This is a genomic window from Pseudarthrobacter sp. TRD_SC_9, from assembly GCF_055361265.1.
Map to the genome: position 1 here is coordinate 1097095 of NZ_CM143956.1, position 24486 is coordinate 1121580.

The 24486-nt window shown below is 64.1% G+C and carries 24 protein-coding genes; 13 read left to right on the forward strand and 11 right to left on the reverse strand.

All coding sequences use genetic code 11. The features are described 5' to 3' along the window. Positions 1-5: 5 nt before the first annotated feature. Positions 6-1664 (forward strand): ABC transporter substrate-binding protein, encoded by a 1659-nt coding sequence (locus ACWA13_RS05225; RefSeq protein ID WP_463937092.1) that lies wholly within the window; start codon positions 6-8, stop codon positions 1662-1664. 55 nt (positions 1665-1719) lie between these two features. Continuing rightward, positions 1720-2418, forward strand: a complete 699-nt coding sequence (locus ACWA13_RS05230; RefSeq protein ID WP_463937093.1) for a DUF624 domain-containing protein — start codon at positions 1720-1722, stop codon at positions 2416-2418. Between the two features lie 22 nt (positions 2419-2440). On the opposite strand, the gene ACWA13_RS05235 is transcribed toward ACWA13_RS05230, so the two are convergent. Further along, positions 2441-3859 carry an alkaline phosphatase PhoX gene (locus tag ACWA13_RS05235; protein WP_463937094.1) on the reverse strand — a complete coding sequence of 473 codons (1419 nt, stop codon included), beginning with the start codon at positions 3857-3859 and terminating at the stop codon, positions 2441-2443. A gap of 150 nt (positions 3860-4009) precedes the next feature. Further along, positions 4010-4540, reverse strand: a complete 531-nt coding sequence (locus ACWA13_RS05240; protein ID WP_463937095.1) for a DinB family protein — start codon at positions 4538-4540, stop codon at positions 4010-4012. A gap of 76 nt (positions 4541-4616) precedes the next feature. Here ACWA13_RS05240 and ACWA13_RS05245 point away from each other — a divergent pair, with 76 nt between their 5' ends. Next, a complete protein-coding gene (locus ACWA13_RS05245; protein ID WP_463937096.1) occupies positions 4617-5252 on the forward strand; it encodes a dihydrofolate reductase family protein in 636 nt (211 codons plus the stop codon). Beyond that, positions 5249-5500, forward strand: coding sequence for a hypothetical protein (locus ACWA13_RS05250; RefSeq protein ID WP_463937097.1), 252 nt, complete (start codon positions 5249-5251; stop codon positions 5498-5500). Before ACWA13_RS05245 ends, ACWA13_RS05250 begins: the two co-directional genes overlap by 4 nt. 64 nt (positions 5501-5564) lie before the next feature. On the opposite strand, the gene ACWA13_RS05255 is transcribed toward ACWA13_RS05250, so the two are convergent. Genes ACWA13_RS05255 through ACWA13_RS05285 form a run of 7 tightly spaced genes read right to left on the reverse strand, consistent with a single transcriptional unit; the run spans position 5565 to position 12718 of the window. Then, entirely contained in the window at positions 5565-6674 is a 1110-nt protein-coding gene (locus ACWA13_RS05255) for a Gfo/Idh/MocA family protein (protein ID WP_463937098.1), read from the reverse strand. Beyond that, positions 6659-7357 (reverse strand): ThuA domain-containing protein, encoded by a 699-nt coding sequence (locus ACWA13_RS05260; RefSeq protein ID WP_463937099.1) that lies wholly within the window; start codon positions 7355-7357, stop codon positions 6659-6661. Before ACWA13_RS05260 ends, ACWA13_RS05255 begins: the two co-directional genes overlap by 16 nt. Positions 7358-7371: 14 nt before the next feature. Further along, entirely contained in the window at positions 7372-8376 is a 1005-nt protein-coding gene (locus ACWA13_RS05265) for a sugar phosphate isomerase/epimerase family protein (protein ID WP_463937100.1), read from the reverse strand. Position 8377: 1 nt separating this feature from the next. Beyond that, positions 8378-9565 (reverse strand): Gfo/Idh/MocA family protein, encoded by a 1188-nt coding sequence (locus ACWA13_RS05270; protein WP_463937101.1) that lies wholly within the window; start codon positions 9563-9565, stop codon positions 8378-8380. 17 nt (positions 9566-9582) lie between these two features. Further along, positions 9583-10500: a carbohydrate ABC transporter permease gene (locus ACWA13_RS05275; RefSeq protein ID WP_463937102.1), complete on the reverse strand. Its 918-nt coding sequence runs from the start codon at positions 10498-10500 to the stop codon at positions 9583-9585. Continuing rightward, positions 10500-11402, reverse strand: a complete 903-nt coding sequence (locus ACWA13_RS05280; RefSeq protein ID WP_463937103.1) for a carbohydrate ABC transporter permease — start codon at positions 11400-11402, stop codon at positions 10500-10502. The genes ACWA13_RS05275 and ACWA13_RS05280 overlap by 1 nt, the downstream gene beginning before the upstream one ends. A gap of 2 nt (positions 11403-11404) precedes the next feature. Further along, complete coding sequence (locus ACWA13_RS05285; protein WP_463937104.1) at positions 11405-12718, reverse strand: extracellular solute-binding protein; 1314 nt, start codon at positions 12716-12718, stop codon at positions 11405-11407. A 273-nt stretch (positions 12719-12991) separates the two neighbouring features. Between ACWA13_RS05285 and ACWA13_RS05290 the strand changes: the two genes are divergently transcribed. The 5 genes from ACWA13_RS05290 (at position 12992) to ACWA13_RS05310 (ending at position 17214) form a co-directional block, all read left to right on the forward strand. After that, positions 12992-14029 (forward strand): LacI family DNA-binding transcriptional regulator, encoded by a 1038-nt coding sequence (locus tag ACWA13_RS05290; RefSeq protein WP_463937105.1) that lies wholly within the window; start codon positions 12992-12994, stop codon positions 14027-14029. 191 nt (positions 14030-14220) lie between these two features. After that, positions 14221-15432, forward strand: coding sequence for a formaldehyde dehydrogenase, glutathione-independent (gene fdhA, locus ACWA13_RS05295; RefSeq protein ID WP_463937106.1), 1212 nt, complete (start codon positions 14221-14223; stop codon positions 15430-15432). A gap of 136 nt (positions 15433-15568) precedes the next feature. Beyond that, positions 15569-16060 carry a DUF2975 domain-containing protein gene (locus ACWA13_RS05300; RefSeq protein ID WP_463937107.1) on the forward strand — a complete coding sequence of 164 codons (492 nt, stop codon included), beginning with the start codon at positions 15569-15571 and terminating at the stop codon, positions 16058-16060. Next, positions 16061-16312 (forward strand): helix-turn-helix domain-containing protein, encoded by a 252-nt coding sequence (locus tag ACWA13_RS05305; protein WP_463937108.1) that lies wholly within the window; start codon positions 16061-16063, stop codon positions 16310-16312. 104 nt (positions 16313-16416) lie between these two features. Further along, positions 16417-17214 carry an alpha/beta fold hydrolase gene (locus ACWA13_RS05310; protein WP_463937109.1) on the forward strand — a complete coding sequence of 266 codons (798 nt, stop codon included), beginning with the start codon at positions 16417-16419 and terminating at the stop codon, positions 17212-17214. 19 nt (positions 17215-17233) lie between these two features. Here ACWA13_RS05310 and ACWA13_RS05315 read toward each other — a convergent pair whose 3' ends face one another. Continuing rightward, positions 17234-19603, reverse strand: a complete 2370-nt coding sequence (locus tag ACWA13_RS05315; RefSeq protein ID WP_463937110.1) for a glycoside hydrolase family 3 N-terminal domain-containing protein — start codon at positions 19601-19603, stop codon at positions 17234-17236. A gap of 223 nt (positions 19604-19826) precedes the next feature. On the opposite strand from ACWA13_RS05315, the gene ACWA13_RS05320 reads away from it, so the two are divergent. The 4 genes from ACWA13_RS05320 (at position 19827) to ACWA13_RS05335 (ending at position 23784) form a co-directional block, all read left to right on the forward strand. After that, positions 19827-20975, forward strand: a complete 1149-nt coding sequence (locus ACWA13_RS05320; RefSeq protein ID WP_463937111.1) for a Gfo/Idh/MocA family protein — start codon at positions 19827-19829, stop codon at positions 20973-20975. Positions 20976-21000: 25 nt separating this feature from the next. Further along, on the forward strand, positions 21001-21957 hold the full coding sequence (locus tag ACWA13_RS05325) for a DUF6807 domain-containing protein (RefSeq protein ID WP_463937112.1): 957 nt from the start codon (positions 21001-21003) through the stop codon (positions 21955-21957). Positions 21958-22141: 184 nt separating this feature from the next. Further along, on the forward strand, positions 22142-23164 hold the full coding sequence (locus ACWA13_RS05330; protein WP_463937113.1) for a LacI family DNA-binding transcriptional regulator: 1023 nt from the start codon (positions 22142-22144) through the stop codon (positions 23162-23164). A gap of 110 nt (positions 23165-23274) precedes the next feature. Beyond that, the gene (locus tag ACWA13_RS05335) at positions 23275-23784 is read left to right on the forward strand and encodes a mycothiol transferase (RefSeq protein ID WP_463937114.1); all 510 of its coding nucleotides are present in this window, start codon (positions 23275-23277) and stop codon (positions 23782-23784) included. 25 nt (positions 23785-23809) lie between these two features. Here the strand turns inward: ACWA13_RS05335 and ACWA13_RS05340 are convergent, their stop codons facing one another. Beyond that, complete coding sequence (locus tag ACWA13_RS05340) at positions 23810-24478, reverse strand: TMEM175 family protein (protein ID WP_463937115.1); 669 nt, start codon at positions 24476-24478, stop codon at positions 23810-23812. Positions 24479-24486 lie beyond the last annotated feature (8 nt).

Below are 24486 nucleotides of genomic sequence, written 5' to 3' on the forward strand. Positions count from 1 at the left end.
CCCTTATGAAAGGAAACGCAATGATCCCTCAACGAGAGCTCCGCAGACGAGATTTTCTCGGCCTTGCCTCCGTCCTGGCCATCGGGCTGATGGCCACCAGCTGTGACTCAGAGTCCGAGGTCACGGTGGACACCTCCAAGTCACGCAACGGTGCGATGGAAAGCTTTGGGCTGGGGGACACATTCAAGGCGACGGCGCCGTTGACGTTCACCTTCCTGTTCAGCGACCAGCCCACATACCCCTATAAGAAGGACTGGCTGTTCTTCACCAAGCTGGCAAGCGAGAACAACATCACGCTGGAAACCACTGTGGTCCCCGCCAGCGACTACGAGCAGAAGCGCAGCCTGCTCATCAGTTCCGGCAACGCCCCGGAAATCATCGCAAAGACCTACCCGGGCCAGGAAGCCGCCTATGTTTCCGCCGGCGCCATCCTTCCGGTGAGCGACTACGTGGACCTGATGCCGCACTTCCAGGACAAGGTCAAGAAGTGGAAACTGGAGCCGGAGATTGAAGGGCTGCGCCAGGAGGACGGCAAGTTCTACGTGCTGCCCGGGCTGCATGAGGAATTGTGGCCTGACTACTCGCTGGTGTTCCGCAAGGACATCCTGGAGAAGGAGAACATTGCCGAGCCCAAGACCTGGGATGAGTTCCGCGAAGTGCTGCGGACGCTCAAAAAGGCTTATCCCGACGTCGTGCCTTTTTCGGACCGGTTCAAGGGTGACAGCGTCCTGAACATCGCCGGCACCGCGTTTGGCACCGTTGCCGGCTGGGGCCTGGTGGACGGCCTGAACTTCGACCAGTCCAAAAAGGAGTTCACCTTCGGTGCCGGGACCGGGCAGTTCAAGGAACTCGTGGAGTACTTCAATTCGCTGGTGTCCGAGGGCCTGATGGATCCGGAAAGCTTCACGCAGACGGACGATTCCGCCATCCAGAAGTTCACCTCCGGGGCGTCATTTGTCATCAGCGGAAACTCGCAGAACGTCATCACCTACCGCACCTCGATGGAACAGTCCCTGGGCAAGGGGAACTTCACGATCGGCAAGATTGTGGTGCCAGGTGGTCCGGCAGGCAATATCATCGGCGGCTCGCGCCTGGAGAACGGCATCATGCTCAATTCCTCGGTGAAGGACAAGGACACCTTCGTGGCGCTCATCCAGTTCATCGACTGGCTTTTCTACAGCGACGCCGGCCAGGAGTTCAGCAAGTGGGGTGTGGAGGGAACTACCTTCACCCGGGAGGGCGGCAAACGCGTCCTGGCCAAGGACATCAACTTCCAGGGCCTGAACCCCGCCGGCACCAAGGACCTCCGCACAGAATTCGGTTTTAGCGGCGGCAACTTTGCCTACGGTGGCACCACCGAACTCCTGCAGTCCACCTTCAACGAGGAGGAGCTGGCATTCCAGAAGGCCATGCAGAGCAAGGAACCGCGGCCGGTCGCCCCGCCCGCACCGTTCAGCGACGTGGACCGCGAGCAGGCCACCTTGGTGCTGACCCCGCTCAAGGACCACGTCAAGCAGAACACCTTGAAGTTCATCACCGGCCAGCGGCCCGTCAGCGAGTTTGACGCCTACCTCACCGAACTCGACGGCAAGGGACGGGCCAAGTACGTAGAGTTGGCCAACAAGGCTTACAAGGCGTATCAGGAAACCGCAGGCAAAAAATAGCAGGGCACTCTAACGACGGCGGCACTCGCGTCCCGCGGGCAGGGAAGGACAGTCAGTGGCTGAGGTCGGGCAGAAGAAAGCGGACTACGGCTCCGGGCCGCTGTTCAAGGTGGCAGGCGTTGTCTACGGCGTGATGGTAGCGGACCTGCTGCTGGTGCTCGCCAACATCCTGCTGGTCCTGGCGCCCGTCCTGATGCAACCGTGGTTGGTGTTGCTGGCCCTGGTGCCCGTGGGACCGTCGCTGGTGGCCGCGGCCTACGCCTTCAACAGGCTGCTCGCCGGGGAGGACACCGGTGTGTTCCGGGACTTCCTCCGCGGCTACCGGGCCAACTTCCGGCAGGCGCTCGCCGTGTGGCTGCCGTACCTTTTGGCCCTGGCTCTTATCGCCGTCAATCTCCTGCTCCTGCCCGGCACGCTCGACCCGGCGAACCCCTCCCAATCAGCGGCCCGGGTGGGTTTGCTAGGGCTGGGACTCCTGGCGGCGACCGCCGGGGTGACCGCCATGCTGCTGCTGTCCCGGTTCACCTTCAGGACCCGGGACATCTACCGGCTATCGCTGTACTGCCTGGGCGGGCACAAGCGCGTGTCGCTGGGGAACGCCGGCATCTTGTTCGTCACGGCGTTCCTGCTGACGGTCACCAGCGCGGCACTGATCCTCTTCATTGCCGGGCCGGTGCTGTTCCTGGTCTGCCTCAATTGCCGGCCGCTGCTTGCCGACGTCGAAAAGAAGTTCACGACGCCGGCAAGCACCTGACCGGCCAGCTCCCGCCCGGCCGCTAGATCGCGGCGTTGCTTGGCCGGCCCCAGGGACCGGTGATGGCCAGCGTGAAGCCGGGGGACTGGATGTTCACGAACAACGTGCTGCCGTCGGCGCTGAAGGCCGGGCCGCAGAATTCGCTGTTGTTGTATTCGTTACGGGCCAGCGGGTAGGCCTTGCCCTGGGAGGTGACGCCCACCAGGTGGCTGATGCCGCTGCCGTCTTCAGCCAGGATCAGGCCGCCGTGGGTTGAGACCGTGATGTTGTCAGGACCGTCAAAGTTGTTGGTGTCAACGGACGGATCCGGGTTGACGCCGAAGATGGTCTTAAGCGTGATGCTTTCGGTGGCGGGATCGTAGAACCACACCTGGCCGTCGTGCTCGTTGACGCTGCCGTCGGTGAGGCGGGCAAAGCTGCTCACGAAGAACACGCCGCCGTCGGCCCACCACTGGCCTTCGAGCTTGCGGCCGCGGGTCACCTGGTCGTTGGTGAACTGCTTGCGGACGGAAACTTCACGGGCATCGCGGTCCGGAACGTCAATCCACTGGACCTTCAGGCGGGTTCCCACCTCGGTGGCTTCGGAAAGGTCGGCGATGTGCTGGCTGCCGCGGAAGCAGGTCATGGCCTGCAACTGACCGGCGGTGTCACCACCGGCGGACAGGGCCAGCTCGCGCAGCTTGCCCTTGCCGGCCACAAAGCCCTGCGGCGGAGTCCAGCGCAGGTACAGGCCGTTGGGGTTGCCGGCGTCTTCGGTGAGGTACACGGCGTTGGTGGCGGGGTCCACGGCCACTGCCTCGTGGGAGTAGCGACCCATGTACTTCAGGGGCACGGCGCTTTTGCCGATGTTGGCTTCGCGGCTCACCGGGTCAACTTCGAACACGTAGCCGTGGTCCAAGGTGTTGCGGCCCTGGCCGGCGCGGCGTTCGGTCTCCTCGCAGGTAAGCCAGGTGCCCCACGGGGTGATGCCGCCGGCGCAGTTGTTGTCCGTTCCGGCGAGTGAGGTGTACTGACGCAGGCGGTTGCCGGCCTTGTCCACGACAATTGTTGAGGTTCCGCCGATGGCGCCCGGATCGTACGTGAGGCCCGCGATGGCGGGAACCTTGAAAGGCTCGCTGCCACTGTTTTCGTGGTTGGTCACCAGGATCGAGGTGCCGTTGCCGCCGTCGAACACGCCCATGCCGTCCGGGTCGCTGGGGTGCATTCCGTCTTCGGTGGGGGTCTGCCCGGAACGGGCAATCAACGTGTAGGAGAAGCCTTCGGGCAGGGCGAGGAGGCCGTTGGGGTCTGAAACCAAGGGACCGTAACCGGTGGCTGTGGGAGTTGCGGCGGAGGCGGGGCGGACAAAGGCGTCAAGTGCGCCGGCACCGGCGAAGGCAAAACCTAGGCCTGTGGCGGCGGTGCCACCCAAAAAGCCTCGACGGGAAACGGAAGTGGTCATGGGGATGCCTCCAGGCTGTGCAGCGCACTATCGGTGAAACTAACCCTGCGAGTCTTTCCTTCGACGGTGATCAGCACCGGTCCGGCGGATGGACGGCGGATGAACTGTCCGGCGGCTCGTGTCCAGGGGGCCCGCGGGGCGCCCGGGAGTTCAGGCAGGACGCTGGGCGGCGTCAGCGGCCAGGATCTGTTCGCGCAGGATGTCGGCGTGGCCGCAGTGCTGCGCCAACTCCCGCAGGACGTGAAGATACACCCAGCGCAGCGGGAGCGGCCCGCGACGGTTGCCGTGGACCGGATCGTCCAGCCCCAGCGAGGACGCGGCAGCGAAGGAAGCCGAGCAGGCTTCCCGGTGGGCCTGTTGAACGCCGGCGATGGTGTCGCCGTCGTCAAGAATGAACGATTCATCCGGTGACGCAGGGATCCCGATTTCAGCCCGCGTCCGGCCGGTGATCGCTTCGTCGAACCACACCTTCTCCACAAACACCGCGTGCTTGACCAGGCCCAGCAGGGTGGTCCGGGATGGCACCAGTGATCGGCGGGCCTGCTCCTCGGTCAGCCCATCCAGGCAGCTGTTCAGCATGCTGCGGTGCTGGCCGATGAAGGCCTCGAACTGGACGCGGATAGGGTCGTTGATGACGTCGCCAACCTGCGGGGACGAAGTCGGAGAGGGCAAGGTAGGCATCCGTGCAGTATGCCCCGTCAGATGAGGCCGGGCAACTGCCCTGTACCCGGAGGTCCACCGTCGGTAACCTCGGAGCATGCGAAACGTGGTGGTGAACAACATCGTCTCGGTTGACGGTTTCTATGCGGATGAGGGTGGCAATCCTGTGGTCCTGAATATGGACCACACCTTCGACGCCTATAACCTGGAGCGCATCACGGCCGCCGGGACGGTGCTGCTGGGCCGGACATCGTATGAGGGATTCGGCAGCTACTGGCCATCTATCGCGGATGCTCCCGCGGATCCGGGCAACCCCGAGCTGACTCCGGATAACCGGGAACTCAGCCGGGTCTTCAACCGCATCCCCAAAGTGGTGGTCTCTGACTCGTTGGAAGTGCCGCCGGACCACCCATGGGCGGCCACCACCACGGTCATCGGGCGCGCTGACGTATCGCAGTGGGTGAGCCAGGAAAAACAGAACGGCGACGGCGAGATCGTCATTTTCGCCAGCCGCACCATGTGGAGTGCGCTGCTTTCCCAGGGGCTGGTGGATGAGCTTCACCTCACCGTCAGTCCTATCGCGCTCGCCGCGGGCCAGCCGTTGTTCCTCAGGCCGGCAAGTCTGCAGCTCCTGGACGTCCGGCCCTTCCCGCAGTCAGAAAATATTCTGTTGCGGTATCGGCCGATTTCTCCGGGGCCCGGCACGGGAGAAATGACAGGGGCGGTGCTATGACGGGGGACAAGTACCGGGACAGGAGCGGCTCGCGGGGCCGGAGGCCCAGACTGCTGCCCCTGGGGCTGCGCCTGCTCATAGGCGTGGCTGTGGCTGTCTTCGCCGCCTCACTCGCCTTCATTCTCGCCTATGCAACGCCGCTGCCGCTGGCGGTGTGTATCCTCATAGCGCTGGTGCTCGCCGCAGCCCAGGTTTACACGCTCCGTTACAACCTGTTCCGCCGCGATGCACCTGATGACACACTATAGGCTCCCCAGGTGATGCTGGCGCGCCAGGTGATGTCGGTTGCCGGCCTGGCCGGCACCCGAACCGCTAAGCCTCAGCCAGGGCAATCTCCGGTGCCTGTGTGAGCCGCACTGGTTCCGGTCTAGCGGCCGTGCTCCGGATTGGCAGTACTGTTCCGGTACGGGCCGACTCCAGCACCGACTCCATCACGTCCAGCACGTGGAACGCGAGCTCGCCGCCTGAGCGCGGCTCGGAGCCCGCAGGGGTTGCCGCGAGGTCCGCTATGCCGAAGCCCCGGCCCGAATCCACGTAGCCGGCAGAGACCGGCAGGGTTTCCCAGTCGTCGGCGCCGAGGGCAAACAGCTCAACAGAGCCATCGAAGCGGTTCGGATCCGGGACAACCAGCGAACCGAGCTCGCCGTGGATTTCAATGTTGGAGGCTTTAGTGTTGACGGCGTCGAAGCTCATCACCAGCGTGGACAGGGCGCCGTCGGCATGGGCCAGGATCCCGGTTACGTGGGAGTCGAACTGCACCGGGATGACCTCTCCCTGGCGCGGCCCGGACCCGATGGTGCGCTCGCTGCGGGTGTGGCTGGCCATTCCGGTGACCGAGACTACCGGGCCCAGCAGGGTGACCAGGGCGCTCACATAGTAGGGGCCCATGTCCAGCAACGGACCGCCGCCGGGCTGGTAATAGAAGTCAGGGTTCGGGTGCCAGCGTTCGTGCCCGGGCGTAACCATGGTGGCGGTGGCGGAGATCGGCGACCCGATCAGACCGTCGTCGATGGCCTTGCGCGCGGTCTGGATGCCCGTGCCAAGAACCGTGTCCGGAGCGCAGCCGACTTGCACGCCCGCAGCGGCCGCCGCGGAAAGCACCTCGCGCGCTTCAGATGTGGTGGCCGCCAGCGGTTTTTCCCCGTAGACGCTCTTGCCCGCGGCGATTGCTTTGAGCGCCACTTCCGCATGCGCGGCGGGGATGGTCAGGTTCAGGACCAGCTCCACCTCGGGATCGGCGAGGAGTTCGTCAACGCCCAGTGCACGGACGCCGTCGTAGTCATCCGCAACAGCCTGCGCGCGCGCCGGATCCAGGTCCGCCACGGCCACCAGCTCCAAAGCGTCCAGACGCCGGAAGTTGGCCAGGTACTGGGCGATAATGGCGCCGCATCCGACGATTCCGACTTTCAACGGCTTGCCCACAGCAGGCCCCTTTCGATGATGGTGCGGACGTTGCTGTCCCCGAGCACGTCCATGTTATGGCCTGGCGTCGAAACGAAGATCCGGCCCTTGCCCCACTGCCGGGTCCAGATGGCCGGCGAGGTAACTTCACGGTTCCAAGGGTCCCATTCACGGACTTTTTGGGTAGTAGTGGCCAGCACATCGATGTAGTCGTCAGCCAGCACCCAGTACTGCTCGGTGACCAGATCGAAGCCACCGATGCCCTGCGTGATGGGGTGCTTCTCAGCGGCGGCAAGCATGTTGACTGTGTAGGGAACGTAGTTATCCGGCTGGCCGCCGGTGCGCTCGTCCGGGTGCTTGCCGGGGTGGCAGGCAAACTGCCCGCCGATCAGGTGGAGATAATCGGCAGTGTTCCGGTAGGAATCCGCGATCCCGCCGTGCCACCCGGCCAGCCCCGTGCCATGTTCGACGGCGGTGCGGAGCCCCTCGAATTCGTCCTTTTCGATGGTTGACATGGTCATGCATTGCATAATGAGGTCCACGTCGGCCATGTATCCGGCGTCGGCGTAGATCTTGGGGGATTCCTCCACCCGGACGTCGTACCCGCTGTTCTTGAGGAACGGGATGAACGAGTCAGTGGCTTCCACCGGCTGATGTCCGTCCCATCCGCCGCGGACCACGAGCGCTGTCTTGTTCTCTGTCATGGTTTTCCTTTATTTCAGTGGCTTGAAAATGCTGCATCAAATGCGGCGGCAGGCGGGGCGATGGCCGCGAGTTCCCGGACCATGGCCAGGGCCTGGGGAGCGCCAACCATCCGGTCCATGCCGGCGTCTTCCCATTCCACGCTGGTGGGCCCCGAATAGCCGATCGCATTGAGGGTGCGGAAAATGGGCTCCCACTTCACGTCGCCGTGCCCTGCAGTGACAAAGTCCCAACCGCGGCGTGGATCCGCCCACGGAAGATGTGAGCCGAGCCTGCCGTTGCGCCCGTCCAATTGCCTGACTGATTCCTTGACGTGGACATGGAAGATTTTTGACGCGAAGTCCTGGAGGAACATCACCGGGTCCAGGTCCTGCCAGATGAAATGGGAGGGATCGAAGTTCAGGCCGAAGCTTTCCCGGTGACCCATCGCTTCCAATGTCCGCTTGGTGGTCCAGTAGTCGTAGGCGATCTCCGAAGGGTGGACTTCCAGCGCAAAGCGAACGCCTTCCTCGTCGAAGGTGTCCATGATGGGGTTCCAGCGGTCCGCGAAGTCCTGGTAGCCGCGTTCGATCATGGCGGGGGAGGCCGGCGGGAACATTGCCACGGCCTTCCAGATCGAGGAGCCGGTGAACCCCGTGACGGTTGTGACGCCCAGCCGCGCGGCAGCCCTGGCCGTGTCCTTCATGACCTCGGCGGCGCGGCCGCGCACTCCCTCCGGGTCGCCGTCGCCCCATACCTCGGGGGACAGGATGCCCTGGTGGCGTTCGTCGATGGGGTCATCGCACACAGCCTGGCCGGTGAGGTGGTTGGCGATGGCAAAGACCTGGAGGTTGTGCTTTTCCAGGATCTCCATCCGGCCTTTGACATATTCGTCGGCTTCAGCGGCCCGGCGGGGATCCAGATGGTCGCCCCAGCAGGCGATTTCGAGGCCGTCGAATCCCCACTCTCCGGCAAGTCGGGCAACTTCTTCGAACGGCAGATCTGCCCACTGTCCGGTGAACAGCGTGATGGGCCGGGCCATGTCAGACCACCTGCCAGCGGCTGGAATCGGCGGCGCTGGATTCGACGGCGGCCAGCACCCGCTGTACCTGCAGGGCGTCAGCGAACGAGGGCTCCGGCTGCCGGTTCTCCGCAAGGGCGTTCACCAGGTCCACCACCTGATGGGTGAAGCCATGCTCATAGCCGAGGCCGTGGCCGGTGGGCCACCAGTTCCCCACGTATGGATGCTCAGGTTCGGTGACGAAAACCCGCCGGAACCCGGCGTCAGGTGAGTCCTCGGCGTCGTAAATGGAAAGGACATTCATGTCCTCAAAATCGAAGGCCAGTGATCCCTTGGTGCCGTTGATTTCCAGCCGCATGGCATTCTTGCGGCCCAAAGCATAGCGGGTGGCTTCGAAGACGCCGATGGGACCACCTTCGAAGCGGGCACTGAAAATTGCGGCGTCGTCAACGGTCACGGCACCACGCGGTGTTGCATCGCTGAGGTCGCCGTGACCACCCAGACCTACCCGGTCACCGGCCAGCGGCCGTTCCTTGACGAAGGTTTCCAGCAGGGCTGAAACGCCGGTGATCTTCTGGCCCGTGATCCACTGGGCAGCGTCGATGCTGTGTGCGCCGATGTCGCCGAGGGAGCCCGATCCGGACTTGGACCTGTCCAGGCGCCAGGTCATGGGCGCATTTTCGTCGCTGAGCCAGTCCTGGAGATATTGGGCCCGGACGTGGCGGATTGTTCCCAGCTTGCCCTCCCGGACCAGGCGTTTGGCCAGCGCCAATGCCGGGGTGCGGCGGTAGCTGAATCCGCACATGGCAAACACTCCGCGCTGGGCTGCGGCTCCAGCGACCGCCGTCATGCGTTCCGCTTCTTCCACCGAGTTGGCCAGCGGCTTCTCACACAGGACGTGCTTTCCGGCTTCCAGGGCTGCGATGGCGATCTCGGCGTGGGTGTCACCGGGCGTGCAGATATCGATCAGGTCGATGTCGTCCCGCTCGATCAGCCGCCGCCAGTCCGTCTCGGTAGAGGCCCAGCCAAGCTTGCGGGCGGCGGCCTGCACGCCGTCGGCGTCCCTGCCGCCGACGGCGGTGAGCTCGGGTTGCAAGGGGAGGTCGAAGAACCGGGGGGCCGTCCGCCAGGCATGGGAGTGGGCCGCGCCCATGAAGGCGTAGCCCACCATGCCGACGCGCAGGGGCTGCACTGGCTGTGCGGGAGTCATTGCTTTCCTTTCCTAAGTTACTTGCTGAAACCGGCGGTCAGCCCGCTGAGCAACTGTCGCCTGGCTACAACGTAGATCACCAGCAGCGGCAGTGTGGCGAGAACCACCGAGGCGAGCACAGCGGGGATGTTGACGCTGAATTCGCCCTGGAAGGTCCAGAGCGACAGGGGGAGCACCCGGGTAGCGGGGCTTTGCGTCAGGATGAGCGGGAAAAGGAAGCCGTTCCAGACGTGCAGCGCGTTGTAGATGCCGACGGTAATGACGGCAGGCTTGGTCATGGGCAGGGCGAGCCGCCACATCATGGCCCAGTCCGAGCAGCCGTCCAGCCGCATGGATTCGAACAGTTCGTTGGGTACGTCCCGCAGGAAGTTGGACAGGATGAGTACCGAGATCGGGATGGCGAACGCAATGGACGGCAGGATCAGCGCCAGCAGGGTGTCATACAGGTGGGCCCTGGTAATCATCCAGTAGATCGGGATGATGGTGGCGTGCAGCGGAATGGCCAGCCCCAGCAGGAACAGATTATTGGTCCAGCTCAGGAACCTGCCCTTACCGCGAACGATCGCGTAGGCGGCCATAAATGCCACCAATAGTCCCGGGATAACGCTGCCCACAGTCACGATGAGGCTGTTGCTGAAGTAGGTGGCGAAATCGTTCTCCAGGACCAGTTTGTAGTTGTCCAGCGTTGGCTCGGTGGGCGGCATCATCGGGTTCGAGGTGAAGAATCCTGCCTGGTTCTTCAGGCTGGTGATCACCACGTAGTAGACGGGGATGATGATGACGGCCAGCCACGCCCAGCCGCCCAGGCCGCCCAGGAAGTTGGGGCGCTGCCTGGCGCTGCGGGGTGTCAGGCGTGGTCCGGTGCGCCGTCCGGCCTTTCCGGTCGGGTGTTCGACGGCGGCAGGAGGCGTAGGAAGCTGAATCTCGGTAGCCATCAGGCACCTTCCAATTGGCTGTCGTTGCGGTCTTTTCCGCCCAGACGCTGCAGGAGCAGGGCCAGGACCAGGCCGATCACCACAAGAATGACGCCCAGGGCACTGGCTGCCCCCATGTCGTTGGCCTTGAATCCGGTCAGGTACATGTGCAGGGGCAGCAGGCGGGTGGCATAGCCTGGACCGCCGGCGGTCAGGACGAAGATGAGGTCGAAGTAGGCCAGGGAGCCCACCACCATCAGGGTGGAGGAGGTGATGATGGTGTACTTCAGCTGGGGCAGCGTGATGCTGAAGAACTGCTGGATGCGCCCTGCGCCGTCGATCTGTGCGGCCTCAAACAGCGAGGTGGGGATCTGCCGGACGCCGCCCTGGTAGATCAGGGTGTGGAACGGCACAAACTGCCAGGCGATGACGAAGACGACGACGAACAGCACCAGGTCCGAATTGCCCAGCCAGTCCTGCGTGAGGAACGGCAGCCCCAGGCCGGGGCCCATTCCGAAGTTGGGGTCCAGCAGTGCCTTGAAGGCGATGGCAACGGCGGCCGAGGAAAGCAGGAGCGGCACGAAGTACAGGACGGCGAGTGCTGCGCGGTACTTCTGCCCGGCGGCGGTGAAGACACCCAGCAGCAGGCTGATGGGTGCCTGGACGATGAAGGAGAAGAACATGATCTTCGCCGTCACCAGCAGGGCGTTCCCGGTGATGGGATCGGTCAGGACGGTGGTCCAGCTGGAGAGGCCATCAATCGTTATTTCGCCCAGCCCGTTCCACCTCGTGAAGCTGAGGAACAACACACCGAAAAGCGGGAGGATCGCAAAGAGAAGGAAGAAGATGAGGGCTGGGGCGGCCAGCCACCCCGACGGACCCCTTTCCAGGGTCCGTCGGGAGGATCCGGTGGAGACTGACACGGTTACTTTCCGATCGTCGCGTTCATTGTGGTGACGAACTGCTCCGGGGTGATCTTGTTCAGGAAGATCTGGTCCAGGTTGGAGAGCATGGCATCACTTTGGGCCGGGGTCAGTGCCTGGTCCCAGGAGAGCTGGAAGTTGGGCGCATCCTTGGCCAGGTCGTAAACGAAGGTCAGGAAGTCTTTGTCCGGTGACGCTTCCAGCTTTCTTTCGATTCCGTTGATGACCGGTACTGCTCCTGAGTCGATCAGGGCCTGGGTGTCGGCGTCGGTAAACATGCCGTTCTTGATGTATTCGAGGGCCGCTTGCTTCTGGGTGTCCGTGGCCTTGGAGGAGACGGACCAGAAGTTGGAGGGGTTGCCCACGATGTTGGTGGGATCACCCTTGCCGCCTTCAACGGTGGGGAACGTCGTGAAGCCCAGCTTGCCGCCCTGGGTGAAGTCCGGGGCGTCCTTCTTCATGCCCTGGTAGGCCCACCCGCCGTGCAGGACCATGGCTGCCTTGCCGGTGTAGAGCAGGGCCTGGTCCGCATTTGAGTCTGCTGCGATCGAGGAGAAGCCGTTGATGAAACCTCCGGCGTTCACCAGTTCCTGGATCTTGGTCAGGGACTCGACCACGGCGGGGTCTGACCATGCGTCCGGTTTGTTGGCCGCGATGTTGTTGAACACTTCGGGTCCGCCGATGCGGTCCACCAGATATTCGAGCCACATCAGGTCAGGCCACTTTGACTGCCCGCCCAGGGAGAACGGAGCGACGCCGATGTCCTTGAACTTCGGTACCAGCGCCATCAGCTCGTCCCAGGTCTTGGGCGGTTCGGCTCCGACTTTCTCGAAGAGCTCCTTGTTGTAATACAGCACAATCGGCTGGACGTTGTTGTTGGGCAGTGCGTAAACCTTGCCGTCCACCTCGCCGTTCTTACTGATGGAGGGCAGGTATCGGTCTTTCACCTCAGGGTTTTCTGCGATGAAATCTGTCAGGTCCTCAATCTGCCCGGCATCAACGTAGGATTCCAGGACGCCGCCGCCCCATCCGTAGATGAAGGTGGGGCCTTCGCCGGCGCCGACGGCGGTACGCACCTTGGTCTTATAGGCATCGTTGGCGAAGAAATCCAGTTTGATGGACTGATCGGGATTCGCCTTGTTCCAGGCATCAACGGATGCCTGCGTGTTGGCTTGGTTTCCGCCGGTCAGGGCCCACATGGTGGGCGAATCGGCTCCGCCGCTTGCGGGGCCGCTGGATCCGCAGGCGGCCAGGGAGAGTGTTAGCGCGGCAGCCGCAGCGGTCAGGGCCGTTGAGCGCAACTTTCGATTGAACATATGGGTTCCGTCCATCCTTCGGGGTCGTCACTGAGCGCCCGGTATGAGTTCAGAAGTCCAGCCTCAAGGAGAGGCAGCACCGCCAATGAGTGTGATTCGCCAAAAAGCTTTCGAAATGTTTCGATAATGCTTTCGGTTGAGTGGAATAAAGGTAGCGGACATCACTGAGGGGCGTCAAGGCTTTTTCTGGAAAAATAGAGTGGTGCATTGACGGCAAAGGTCAGGGAGTGCCAGACTAACGGAGCGAAATGTTTCGAAATCAAGGAGCCGGGAATGACCACCGTGGAGCAGCAGGGAAAACTGACCCTGGCAGCGATCGCCCAAGAGGCCGGCGTTTCCGTGCCCACGGTTTCGAAGGTCATCAATGGCCGTGACGACGTGGCCGCGGATACCCGCTCCAGGGTGATGGCCGTCCTGGCACGCACCGGCTACAAGTCCCCTATCCAGCAGCGCAGGAACCTTGCCGGCCGCCAAGCGGTCGAGGTGGTCTTCGATTCCCTGGATTCGGCCTACTCCATCGAGGTTCTCAACGGCATCCTGGAGTCGGCCGGAACAGCTGACATCGAAGTGCTGTTGAACGTCACCAGCCGGCAGGGTTCCTCCCGCCTGACGCCCGAGCAGCGCGCACGCCGCATAGTGGATGAAGGCCGCTGCGGCATGATCGTAGTGACCTCCGCTTTCAATGAAGACCAATTGGAGGCTTTCCATCGCAGGGGAGTTCCCACCGTGGTTATTGATCCGCTCAATCCCCCCACTGGAAACGTCGTCAGCATCGGAGCCACCAACTGGGCCGGCGGCAAGGACGCAGCATCCCACCTCCTGGATCTTGGCCACCGCAGGATTGCCTACCTTGGCGGGCCCGATGGTGCCGAGTGCAACCAGGCCCGCCTGCATGGTTACCTCGCCGCCTTGCGGGCCATGAACGTCCCCGTCGATGATCGCTACATCCTCCAGGGCAGCTTCAGGTCCGGCGCCGGTGTCCAGGGCATGCGAAAACTCCTGCAGCTTGACCGGCGTCCTACCGCTGTCTTCGCTGCGAACGACACCGTGGCCCTGGGTGCGCTCGCCGAGGCCCGGCGGCAGAATGTGCGCGTACCGGAGGAGATGAGTCTGGTCGGATTTGACGGCACGTACCAGGCCGAGGAATCGGTGCCGGCCCTGACGTCCGTCGCCCAGCCACTGCAGGAGATGGGCCGCGCGGCGCTGCGCTTCATCCTGCGCCAGATGCGCGGCGAACTGCTGGACTCCCGCCGGGTTGAGCTGGCCACCCATTTGGTGGTCCGGGAATCGACTGCACCGCCGCCCGGGTGACCCGCCCCGTTCCGCACCCCGTAGACCTGCCGCCCGTCCCTGCCTAGACTGGCCGAACCCCCAACTCCAGGAAAGCTGCCCGAAGCTTAGCCAGCAGGACAGTACCTGCCCTTGGAGGGTGCGTCAGAAATTGCTTCATGCTTCATCCGGTCCTCAGTGTCGTGGGCCGGCAGGACAAGAAGGAGAGACAGATGGCAGGGAATAAGGCAGTCGCCTACAAGGAGCCTGGCAAGGTTGAACTGATCGACATCGACTACCCCACTTTTGAATTGAAAGACGGCCCCGGCGTAAATCCGGCGAACATTGGCCGGAAGGTTCAGCACGGCGCAATCATCAAGACCGTGGCCACCAACATCTGCGGCTCCGACCAGCACATGGTCCGCGGCCGCACCACCGCCCCGGCGGACCTGGTGCTGGGCCACGAAATCACCGGCGAGGTGGTTGAGGTGGGGTCCGACGTCGAATTCATCAAGGTGGGGGACCTGTGTTCGGTTCCCTTCAATATCGCCTGCGGGCGGTGCCGCAACTGCAAGGAGCGCAAGACAGGCATTTGCCTGAACGTGAATCCGGACCGGCCCGGCAGTGCTTACGGTTACGTGGACATGGGCGGCTGGGTGGGCGGCCAGGCCAACTACGTCCTGGTGCCGTACGCGGACTGGAACCTGCTGAAATTCCCGGACAAGGACAGGGCGATGGAGAAGATCCTGGACCTGGCCATGCTCTCGGACATCTTCCCCACCGGCTTCCACGGGGCAGTTTCGGCCGGTGTCGGCGTCGGATCGACCGTTTACGTGGCCGGTGCCGGGCCTGTTGGACTCGCAGCGGCAACCAGCGCGCACCTGCTGGGTGCCGCCGTCGTGATTGTGGGTGACCTGAATGCCGATCGGCTGGAAGCAGCCCGCGCCTTCGGCTGCGAGACCGTGGACCTGACCAAGGGAGGTCCGGCCGAGCAGATCGAGCAGATCCTGGGTGTTCCCGAGGTGGATTGCGGGGTGGACGCAGTGGGTTTCGAAGCGAGGGGTCATGGCCAGGGCTCGGAGGAGGCGCCGGCCACGGTGCTGAATTCGCTAATGGACATCACGGCGGCCGGCGGTGCTTTGGGCATTCCGGGGCTGTACGTCACGGGTGATCCCGGTGGCATTGATGAGGCCGCGAAGAAGGGTGCCCTCAGTCTTAGCCTCGGCACCGGCTGGGCCAAGTCGTTGAGCTTCACCACGGGACAGTGTCCGGTGATGAAGTACAACAGGCAACTGATGATGGCCATCCTGAACGACCGCGTGCACATCGCCAGGAACGTCAACGCCAAAGCAATCACTCTGGAGGAGGCGCCTCAGGGATATGCAGCGTTCGACGCCGGTGCGGCCACCAAGTATGTGCTGAACCCCAACGGTTACCTCAGCTAAGCCGGGGTCGCCGGGTACGGTAACGCCACCCAACCGGGTAGACCCTTCCATGGTTCTGCCCGGTTGGGGCCTGCTTGCCCATGTCTCTCGATTATCAATAGAATCTAATTGTTAATCGATACTTGAAGGAGACCTCATGGGAAAGCTCACCATCCTCGCGTTGCGCATCGTGCTCGCGTTGGTATTGGCCGGCTCGTTGTTTGTGCAGGTGTGGATGGTCCCGCTGGTATCCATCGACATGGAAGAGGCCGGCGTGCCAACGCAGGTCCGGATCCCGTTTCTCCTGATCGTGGTCCTGGGCATCATGACGGTACAGGTCAGCGCTGTCTGTGTGTGGCGGCTGCTCACCGTGGTGCGGCGGGGCACCGTGTTCTCCCATGCCGCATTCCGTTACGTGGACATTATCTTCGGCGCAGTCGCGGTGGCATCGGTCCTGGTGTTCGCGCTGGCCGTGATGCTCGCGCCGGGGGACGTGGCGCCCGGGATCGTGGGACTGATCTGCGGCGCGTCCCTGATGATCGCCGGGGTGGCGCTGCTGGTGCTGGTCCTCCGGACGCTGCTGGCCCAGGCGGTGGCCGTAGACGCCGAGGCGCAGCACCTGCGCAACGAGCTCGGCGAGGTGATCTGAGTGCCCATCATCGTGGACATCGACGTGCTGCTGGCCAAGCGGAAGATGCCCGTCGGCGTGCTCGCGGAGCGCATCGGGATCACGCCCGCCAACCTCGCGGTGCTCAAGAACGGCCGCGCCAAGGCCGTCCGCTTTACCACCCTTGAGTCGCTGTGTGAGGTCCTGGAATGCCAGCCGGGAGACCTGCTGCGCTGGGTGCCGGACGGCCAGGGGGCAATAATGGACGACGCCGGCCTGCCGCCGGAGCGGTAGCGGGCACCTCCTGCGGTATTGCCGCCGTCGCCGATGGCCGGGCCGGGGCGCCGAACGGCAGCACCTGGCTGATCACCCTCCGGGACTGCTGGTACCGTCAGGGCATGCATTCAGTCACGCATGGCGAGGGCACACCGCTGCTCATGATCCACGGATTCTGCATGGACCACAGGTTCTTGCTGAGCCTGGAGCCGATGTTCACCGGGCGGTCCGGATGGCAGCGTGTTTACGTGGACCTTCCCGGGATGGGTCAAACTCCTGCGGGACCTGACATTGATGGTGCCGAGGCTGTGGCCGCCAAGGTTGCCGCCTTCGCCCGCAGCGCCTTCGGTGACCGACCATTTGCCGTGCTGGGCAATTCTTTCGGTGGACTGATCGCCCGCCGCATCGCCAACGAGTTCGGCGAGCAGGTATTGGGACTGGCACTCCTTTGCCCCGTCATCGTCTCGGAGCACTCTGAGCGTGATGTGCCCCCGCGGACGGTGCTGCGCAGGGAGCCGGCTGTTACGGAGAACCTGAGCGCAGATGATGCCACCGGATACACGGAGATGGCGGTCGTTGAATCGCAGCAGAACTGGGAGCTGTTCCGGGACTACGCCCTTCCCGGACTCAAGGCTTTCGACCCCCGTGCCGTGGCTCGAATTGCGGCTCGTTATTCACTGGCCCGGCGTCCGGAAACCGGGGAATTTGACGGTCCGACGGTCATTATCACGGGGCGTCAGGATCACGTGGTGGGCTACCGGGATGCCTTCAAGCTCCTTGAAGACTATCCGCGTGCCACGATCTCTGTCCTGGACGGCGCAGGTCACAACGCACACCTGGATCAGCCCGAACTGGTCACTTCCATGCTTGGCGAGTGGCTGGACCGAATCACCGTCAACCAGGTCCAGGCGGTCCGGTAGCGGCGGCAGTCAAGTACCCTTACGGCGCCGGTGCTGCCGCCATGTGGGTGATGACGGCCGGGGTCAGCATCTGACGTTCAAAGCCCACGACCCGACGGGGCCCGTCCAGCACCACCTCATGGGTAAACGATGCCTGGCTGCTGGATGTGCCGACGCTCAGCCGGACCAGCCCTGGGGCCACGATGCGCTCCAGGTCCACTCCGGTGAACGATGTGCGGTCCGCATGCACAGTGAACTCGACCGTGGCCGAAGCGCCGGCGGCGAGCTCTACCCGGGCGAAGCCGATCAGCTCCTGCACCGGACGTACCACCTCGGCCACCGGGTCCGACAGGTACAGCTGCACCACTTCGGCGCCGTCGCGGCCTCCGGTGTTCGTCACTGTGCAGGAGACAACCGCAGTTCCGGACGTGGACATTGAGGAAGCGCTGCAGGCATGGCCGCTCAATGAAAACGACGAATAGGACAGTCCGTAGCCAAACCCGAACAGTGCTGACGGATCCAGTGCACTGACCTCGGTTTTCCCCGCGAGCTTGCTTTGCAGGTACGTTCCGGGCTGGCCGCCGGAAGTCCGCGGCAGGGATACCGGGAGCTTGCCGGAGAAGTTGGACGTCCCCTGCAGCAGATCCCACAGCGCCCCGGCGCCTTCCTCGCCCGGGAAGAAACCCTGCACGATCGCATCTGCCCGGGAAACGAAATCACCCAGTGCGTAGGGACGCCCACTCAACACAACCACGACGGTCCGCGTTCCGGCGTCCGAAGCGGCGCTCAGTACCCGGTCCAGAAGCCGGTGCTGGTCGCCGGGCAGCGCCAGGTCAGTGGCGTCGTTGCCTTCACCGGAGGTGCCGCGGCCAAACAGCCCGGCGTTGTCACCCACCACGATCACGCAGGTTTCCACCGACCGGGCAATTGCGCAGGCCTGCTCAATTTCTTCCTTGGTGGAGGCCTCGCACGTGCCGGTGGCCGCGCTGAGTACGCCATCGAATCGCTCGGCGGCCGCACTGGCAACGGTAGGAATGGAAATGCCCAGGGGAGTCTCGGGATGTGAGGCCCCCACGTGCGCGTCGAAGGAATAGCAGCCGAGCATCGCGAACGGATCGGAGGACAGCGGCCCGACCACGCCCAGCCGGGTGGGGGCGGCGGAAAGCGGCAACAACGGCCCGGCACCACCATCCCGATTGCTCAGCAGCACCAGCGACTGCGCCGCCAGCTCCCGCGCCAGCACCCGGTTCTCCGCCGGGTCCAGTTCAATGTCTCCACCGCTGCGGAGGAACGGCGGAACGGGATCAAAATCATTGTCCAGAAGGCCGACGTCGAACTTCTGCGCCAGCACCCGCCGCAGCGCGCGGTCGATCAGTTCTTCCGGCACCTTGCCCTCCCGGACCCGGGTGAGCAGCGGCCCACCAAAGCAGTTCACGGTGGGAAGTTCGACGTCGACCCCCGCCTCCAATGCCAGGGCTGCGGCGTGCCCGCGGTCCTCCGCAACCCCGTGCATGAGCTGCAGGAAGGAGACGCCGAAGTAATCGGCCACCACGGTGCCCTCGAACTCCCACGTGGAGCGGAGTAAACCGGTCAGCAGGGCGGGATTGGCGGCCGCGGGAACGCCGTCGACGTCGGTGTAGGCGTGCATTACCGAACGCGCGCCGCCGTGCCTGATGGCCATTTCGAACGGTGGCAGCATCACGTCAGCCAATTCGCGCGGGCCCATGGAAACGGGGGCGTGGTTGCGGCCGGCGCGGGAAGCGGAGTAGCCCACAAAGTGCTTGAGGGTGGATACGATCCCGGCTTCCTCCAGTCCCTGCACGTAGGCGGTGGCTACAGTGCCCACCAGGTAAGGGTCCTCGCCGATGGTCTCCTCGACGCGTCCCCAGCGGAGGTCACGCACCACGTCGAGGACCGGCGCCAGGCCCTGGTGGATGCCCAGTCCACGCATGCCGGCGCCGATCCGGACGGCCATTTCGCGCACCAGCGGCGGGTTGAAGGCAGCGCCCCAGGCCAGTGGCACGGGGAACGCGGTGGCCTTCCAGGCGGCCAGGCCGGCCAGGCATTCCTCGTGGACCTGCGCGGGGATGCCGAACCGTGAGGCGGCCATAATCCCGCGCTGCGCCGCGGCGAGGGATCGGGCGCCTGCCTCAGGCTCGAGGGGAGTGGTGCCATACATCCGGGTGATCTGTCCCAGACCGTCCGCGATGACCTCGTTCCAGGAACGGCCGTCCCCGACCAGCTGGCTCTGCAAAGGCGCTACGGAATCGCCTTCGACCGAAGCGTTCACCCATACGCCCACCAGTTGCGCCAGCTTCTCCTCCAGCGTCATTTCCTTGATCAGGCGTTCGACGACGGTGTGCCCGGCGGGGCGCTGAACTGCTTGTGGGTTAGCTGCTCCGCTGCTCACGGGCGTCTCCTCGGGTTGCATGGTATTTCCTAGAAACTATCAGAAACTTATGTTTAGTTTCTAGGCCGTTGCTGTTGACTTCGGAAGGAGGTAATTCCTACGGTTGAGGGACACGGCAGCAAACTGCCGGGCAACTGTGAAGAGAAAATTCAACACTTTCGCGGATAGTTTCGGAATTAGCCCGAGACCTTGAGCCCACTGCAATGACGGAGAGAGCAAAAACATGCGGAGCTATAAAGTGGCAATCGTCGGCACGGGCGGCATCGCTGCGGTCCACGCTGACAACGTGAAGCGGACAGCCGGCAGGGCCGAACTCGTCGCAGCGTGTGATGTCGATGCTGCCCGGCTGGAGGCGTTCAGTAACCAGCACAGCATCGCAGGCCGGTTCCAGAGCCTCACCGGGTTGCTTGCGGAGAGCAAGCCGGACATCGTGCACCTCTGCACCCCGCCCATGATGCACATTGACCAGGCCATCGAATGCCTGGAAGCCGGAGTGCACGTCCTCTCCGAGAAGCCGCCGGCGCTGAGCCTGGCGGATTTTGACCGGCTGGACAAGGCGGAGGCGAAGGGCGGCGCCCAGTTCTCCTGCGTGTTCCAACACCGCTTCGGCGATGCTGCCGCCGCGGCCAGAAAGTTGATCGGACAGCCTGTATTTGGCAGGCCTTTGGTGGCCCGGTGTGACACCCTCTGGTACCGCCCGGACAGTTACTGGGACGTGCCTTGGCGCGGCACCTGGAACGCGGAGGGCGGCGGACCCACCATGGGCCACGGCATCCACCAGTTCGATCTGCTGCTCCACCTGCTGGGCCCGTGGCAGGAGGTCACCGCCGTCGCATCCCGGCAGGACCGCCGCACCTCCACGGAAGACCTGTCCGCAGCGATCGTCCGCTTCGACAACGGGGCCGTGGCCACGGTGCTCAACTCGCTGCTTTCGCCGCGGGAATCCTCGGAGATCCGCGTCGACACGGAGTTCGCCACCATCGAGCTCTCCCACCTTTACGGCTACTCCACCGGCAACTGGACCATCACTGGCGCACCCGGCCACGAGGACGCGGTCAGCGATGCCTGGCAGGGCCAGCCGCTGGAGCAGGGCAGTGGCCACAGCGCACAGTTCCTGGCCATGTACAACGCCCTCGACGCCGGCCTGCCGCTTCCAGCGGATGCGGCTTCCGTGCGCCAGACCCTCGAGCTCGCTGCCGCCATGTATGCCTCCGCATTTACCGGCAAAGCAGTGCGGCGCGGCGAGATTGTGCCCGGCCATCCCTTCTACAGCGGGATGGACGGCGAGGGCCTCGGCACCGAAGTCCTGGAAGCGACCGCGCTCAAAGGCACCACGCCCAACACCACGGCCTTTGCCACCACCCCCGCCTGACCGCCGCAAACTTCGGGAGAACACAATGACCGCCGCAACAACAGACACCCTGAAACTCAGCTATTCCGACGACGGTACTGCCCTCAGCTTCTCGGCGGGCGGCCGGGAGCTGGTCAGGTACACCTACCGTCCGGACGATGACCAGTACGAGAGCCCGCGTCCCTATTTCCACCCGATCAAAACCCTGGGCGGCGACGAGGTCAGCATTTCGCGCCCCTGGGATCACGTCTGGCATAAGGGCCTGTCCTGGGCGCTGCCTAATGTAGGCAAGCACAACTTCTGGGGCGGCGCTACGTACACCCGGGCCACCGAATACGCGGACCTGGGCAACAACGGCGCCATGAACCACGGGGCCTTCTCCAGCCTGGAGGAGACGGAAGCCGGCATCACGGCGGCCGAGCAACTGACCTGGACGTCGCAGGACGGCCAGCCGGTCATTGAGGAGAACCGCCGCTTCGGCATCCAGCTCCTGGACGTTCCGAACGAGCCCGCCGGCAACGCGGCCTGGGCGCTGCTCTTCGAAACCGAAATGCTGAACGTTTCCCCGGAGGTCATCGAGATCGGCAGCCCCACCACGGAAGGCAGGAACAACGCCGGTTACGGTGGCCTGTTCTGGCGCGGCCCGCGGTCCTTCACCGGCGGCCAGTTCCGTTCGGAAGAGGGAACCGGCGGCGATGAATTTATGGGCACCCGTTCGGAATGGATCGCGTTCTCCGGCCAGCATGATGTCACCTGCCGGCATTCCTCCATTATGTTCGTTGAGGACGCTGCCAACCCCGGGGCGCCCAACCAGTGGTTCGTGCGGTCTTCCATGTTCGCGTGCCTGGGTTCCGCGCCGTTCTTTAGCGAAGCAGTCCCGCTGGAGGCGGGCCTGCCGCTGAGGTACAGGTACGCCGTCGTGATTTCAGACGGATTGCTCGACGGCGAAACAGCGGCCGGGCTGGCGGGAGCGGCCACGGCCGCCCTGGAAAGCTGGGGGTAATCCGGATCAGGGGGACCCTTTCCGCCAACCAACGAAACTTTCGCAGTGCGTGGTGCTGCTACTAGGATGGGGGAACGGAAAACCCGCAGAATCTAAGGCCTGTGCGGTCGAATTGAGTGTGGGAACTTTCCGATAACAGTCAGCACCGGGGCTAATTCCCGGGCGGAAGAGGGCGGTTCCAGAAATGACTAAGCCGGACGATGGCCGAGCCACCATCAGCGAGATCGCCCGTGAGGCCGGCGTCTCCGTTCCCACTGTGTCCAAAGTGCTGAACGGACACGCCCATGTTGCGGCAGCCACCCGGGCGCGGGTGGAGGAGATCATTGCCCGGCGCGACTATGCCCGCCGCCCTGCCAGGCGACGCAAGAAGGCCGGCCTGATTGACCTGGTGTTCCCGGGTATCGGTTCGGAATGGGCGCTGGAAATCATCGAGGGCGTGGAGCGTGTGGCGCAGGACGCCGGCTACGGCACGGTGGTAAGCAGTCTGTCGCTGGATGGTTCGCGCATCCGGCCCTGGCTGGCCAACCTGGCGGAGCGGAAGTCAGACGGTGTGCTGCTGGCGGTGTTTGAGCTCGATTCCAAGCACATCCAGCGCATCAAGTCTTTGGGCATTCCCGTGGTCCTGATTGATCCGGTGGGCCAGCCTGGACCGGACCTGATGACGGTGGGTGCGGCCAACTGGGAAGGCGGGCATTCTGCCACCGAGCACTTGCTGGGGCTGGGGCACCGGCGCGTCGGCATGATCGGAGGCCGTGAGGACCTGCAGTGCAGCGGCGCGCGGGAGGACGGGTACCTGGCGGCGCTGCGGCGGGCCGGGATTGCCGTGGACCACTCCTTGATGGTGCCGGGCAACTTCTCCATCGAGGCGGGGGAGGCCGGAACACGCAAGCTCCTTGAACTCGCGGACCGGCCCACGGCCATTTTCACCGGCAACGACGACCAGGCCCTGGGCGCCTACCGGGCAGCCCGGTCCGCCGGCCTGCGGGTTCCCGAAGACCTGTCGATTGTGGGCTTTGACGATATCCCCGCCGCGGAGTGGGTGGAGCCGGGCCTGACCACCATCCGCCAACCCGTGGTGCAGATGGCGGAGACCGCCACCCGCGCGCTGCTCCGTCACCTCGAGGGGGACGAAGAACTGCCGCAGCGGATTGAGCTGGGCACCGAACTGGTCATCCGGGGCTCGACGGCGGCCCCCGGGAAGGCATAAGAGGCGCCTTTCGGAGGGGGAATACACTGGCTCGATGGGTTCCCTTAACCATTCGCTCCAGGAGAAGACCGGACGAGCAGGAACCTGAAAACCTCGAGGAAGGTGACTCGATGAAATCCAACGAACTGCTGCTGGACGCATTTGGCAGGATCCGCGAAACCGTGGAAGAGACCCTTGATGCAGTGGACAGCAGGTCACTGGCCCGCCGGCCATCAGGCAATGGCAACTCCATCGCCTGGCTGATCTGGCACCTCAGCCGGGTCGAGGACGTGCAGGTGGCCGAGATCGCCGGCCTGGAACAGGTGTGGACGTTGCACGAGTTCGCAGGCCGCTTCGCGCTGCCGCTGCCCGCCGAGGACACCGGCTACGGCCATTCTTCCCGCGAGGTGGATGTGGTTCAGGCCCGGCCGGAGCTGTTGCTGGAGTATTACGACGCCGTTCACCGGCAGACAGTGGAGTTCCTGCAGGGCCTCAGTGAAGCGGATTTGGACCGCATTGTGGATACCAACTGGGACCCGCCGGTCACCGTGGGCATCCGGCTGGTCAGCACCCTTGCCGACTGCCTGCAGCACGTGGGCCAGGCCGCGTTTGTGTTGGGCCTGGAGCCGGAGAGCACTTGAGCGGGGACACCCGCCGCCAGTGAAGTCAAGATTCCGGGGGTCGCAGGGACGGCGTGATGCTGCCGCCGTCGGGAGGCTCAGTCACTGGTGCCGGCTTACGGGACAGCTTGCGGGACAGAAGCGCTGCGGGCACGATCAGGAACCACAGGTAGGGCGTGTTGCTCAGCAGGAAGAACGCTGCGGGAATGCTCAGGAGGAACACTGCGGGCGCCGCCAACCGGCCCCAGAACACCCGCCAGTGCTCGGCAGCGTCCACCGTGGGATCGGTGAGCCCCTTGCGCCAGGCATACGTCCACATGCCGCTGAGGGTAATGTAGACGCCGGAAATGGTGGCAGCGTAAATGACGCTCGGCCATGGAGTGTCGTAGCCTCCATAGTCACTGAGCACAGCGGTGCTGGCGGGCAGCATCACGATGAAAAACAACAGCAGCATGTTCAGCCAGGCCAGCGGCGCATTGAATTCGCGGATCCGGAAGAAGTCATTGTGATGGGACATCCACACGCGGGCAATGATCAGAAAGGACAAGGCGAAGGCAATCAGCTCCGGAATGCCGCCGACAAGCTCGGCATTGAAGCGTTCGGGCGGAATCCCGATAGGCAGCTTGAGGTCCAAGGCCAACAGCGTCAGCGCGATGGCAAAAACTGCGTCGCTGAAGAAGAGCATTCGTTCCAGCAGGACCGACTTGTCCAACATGGGATTCC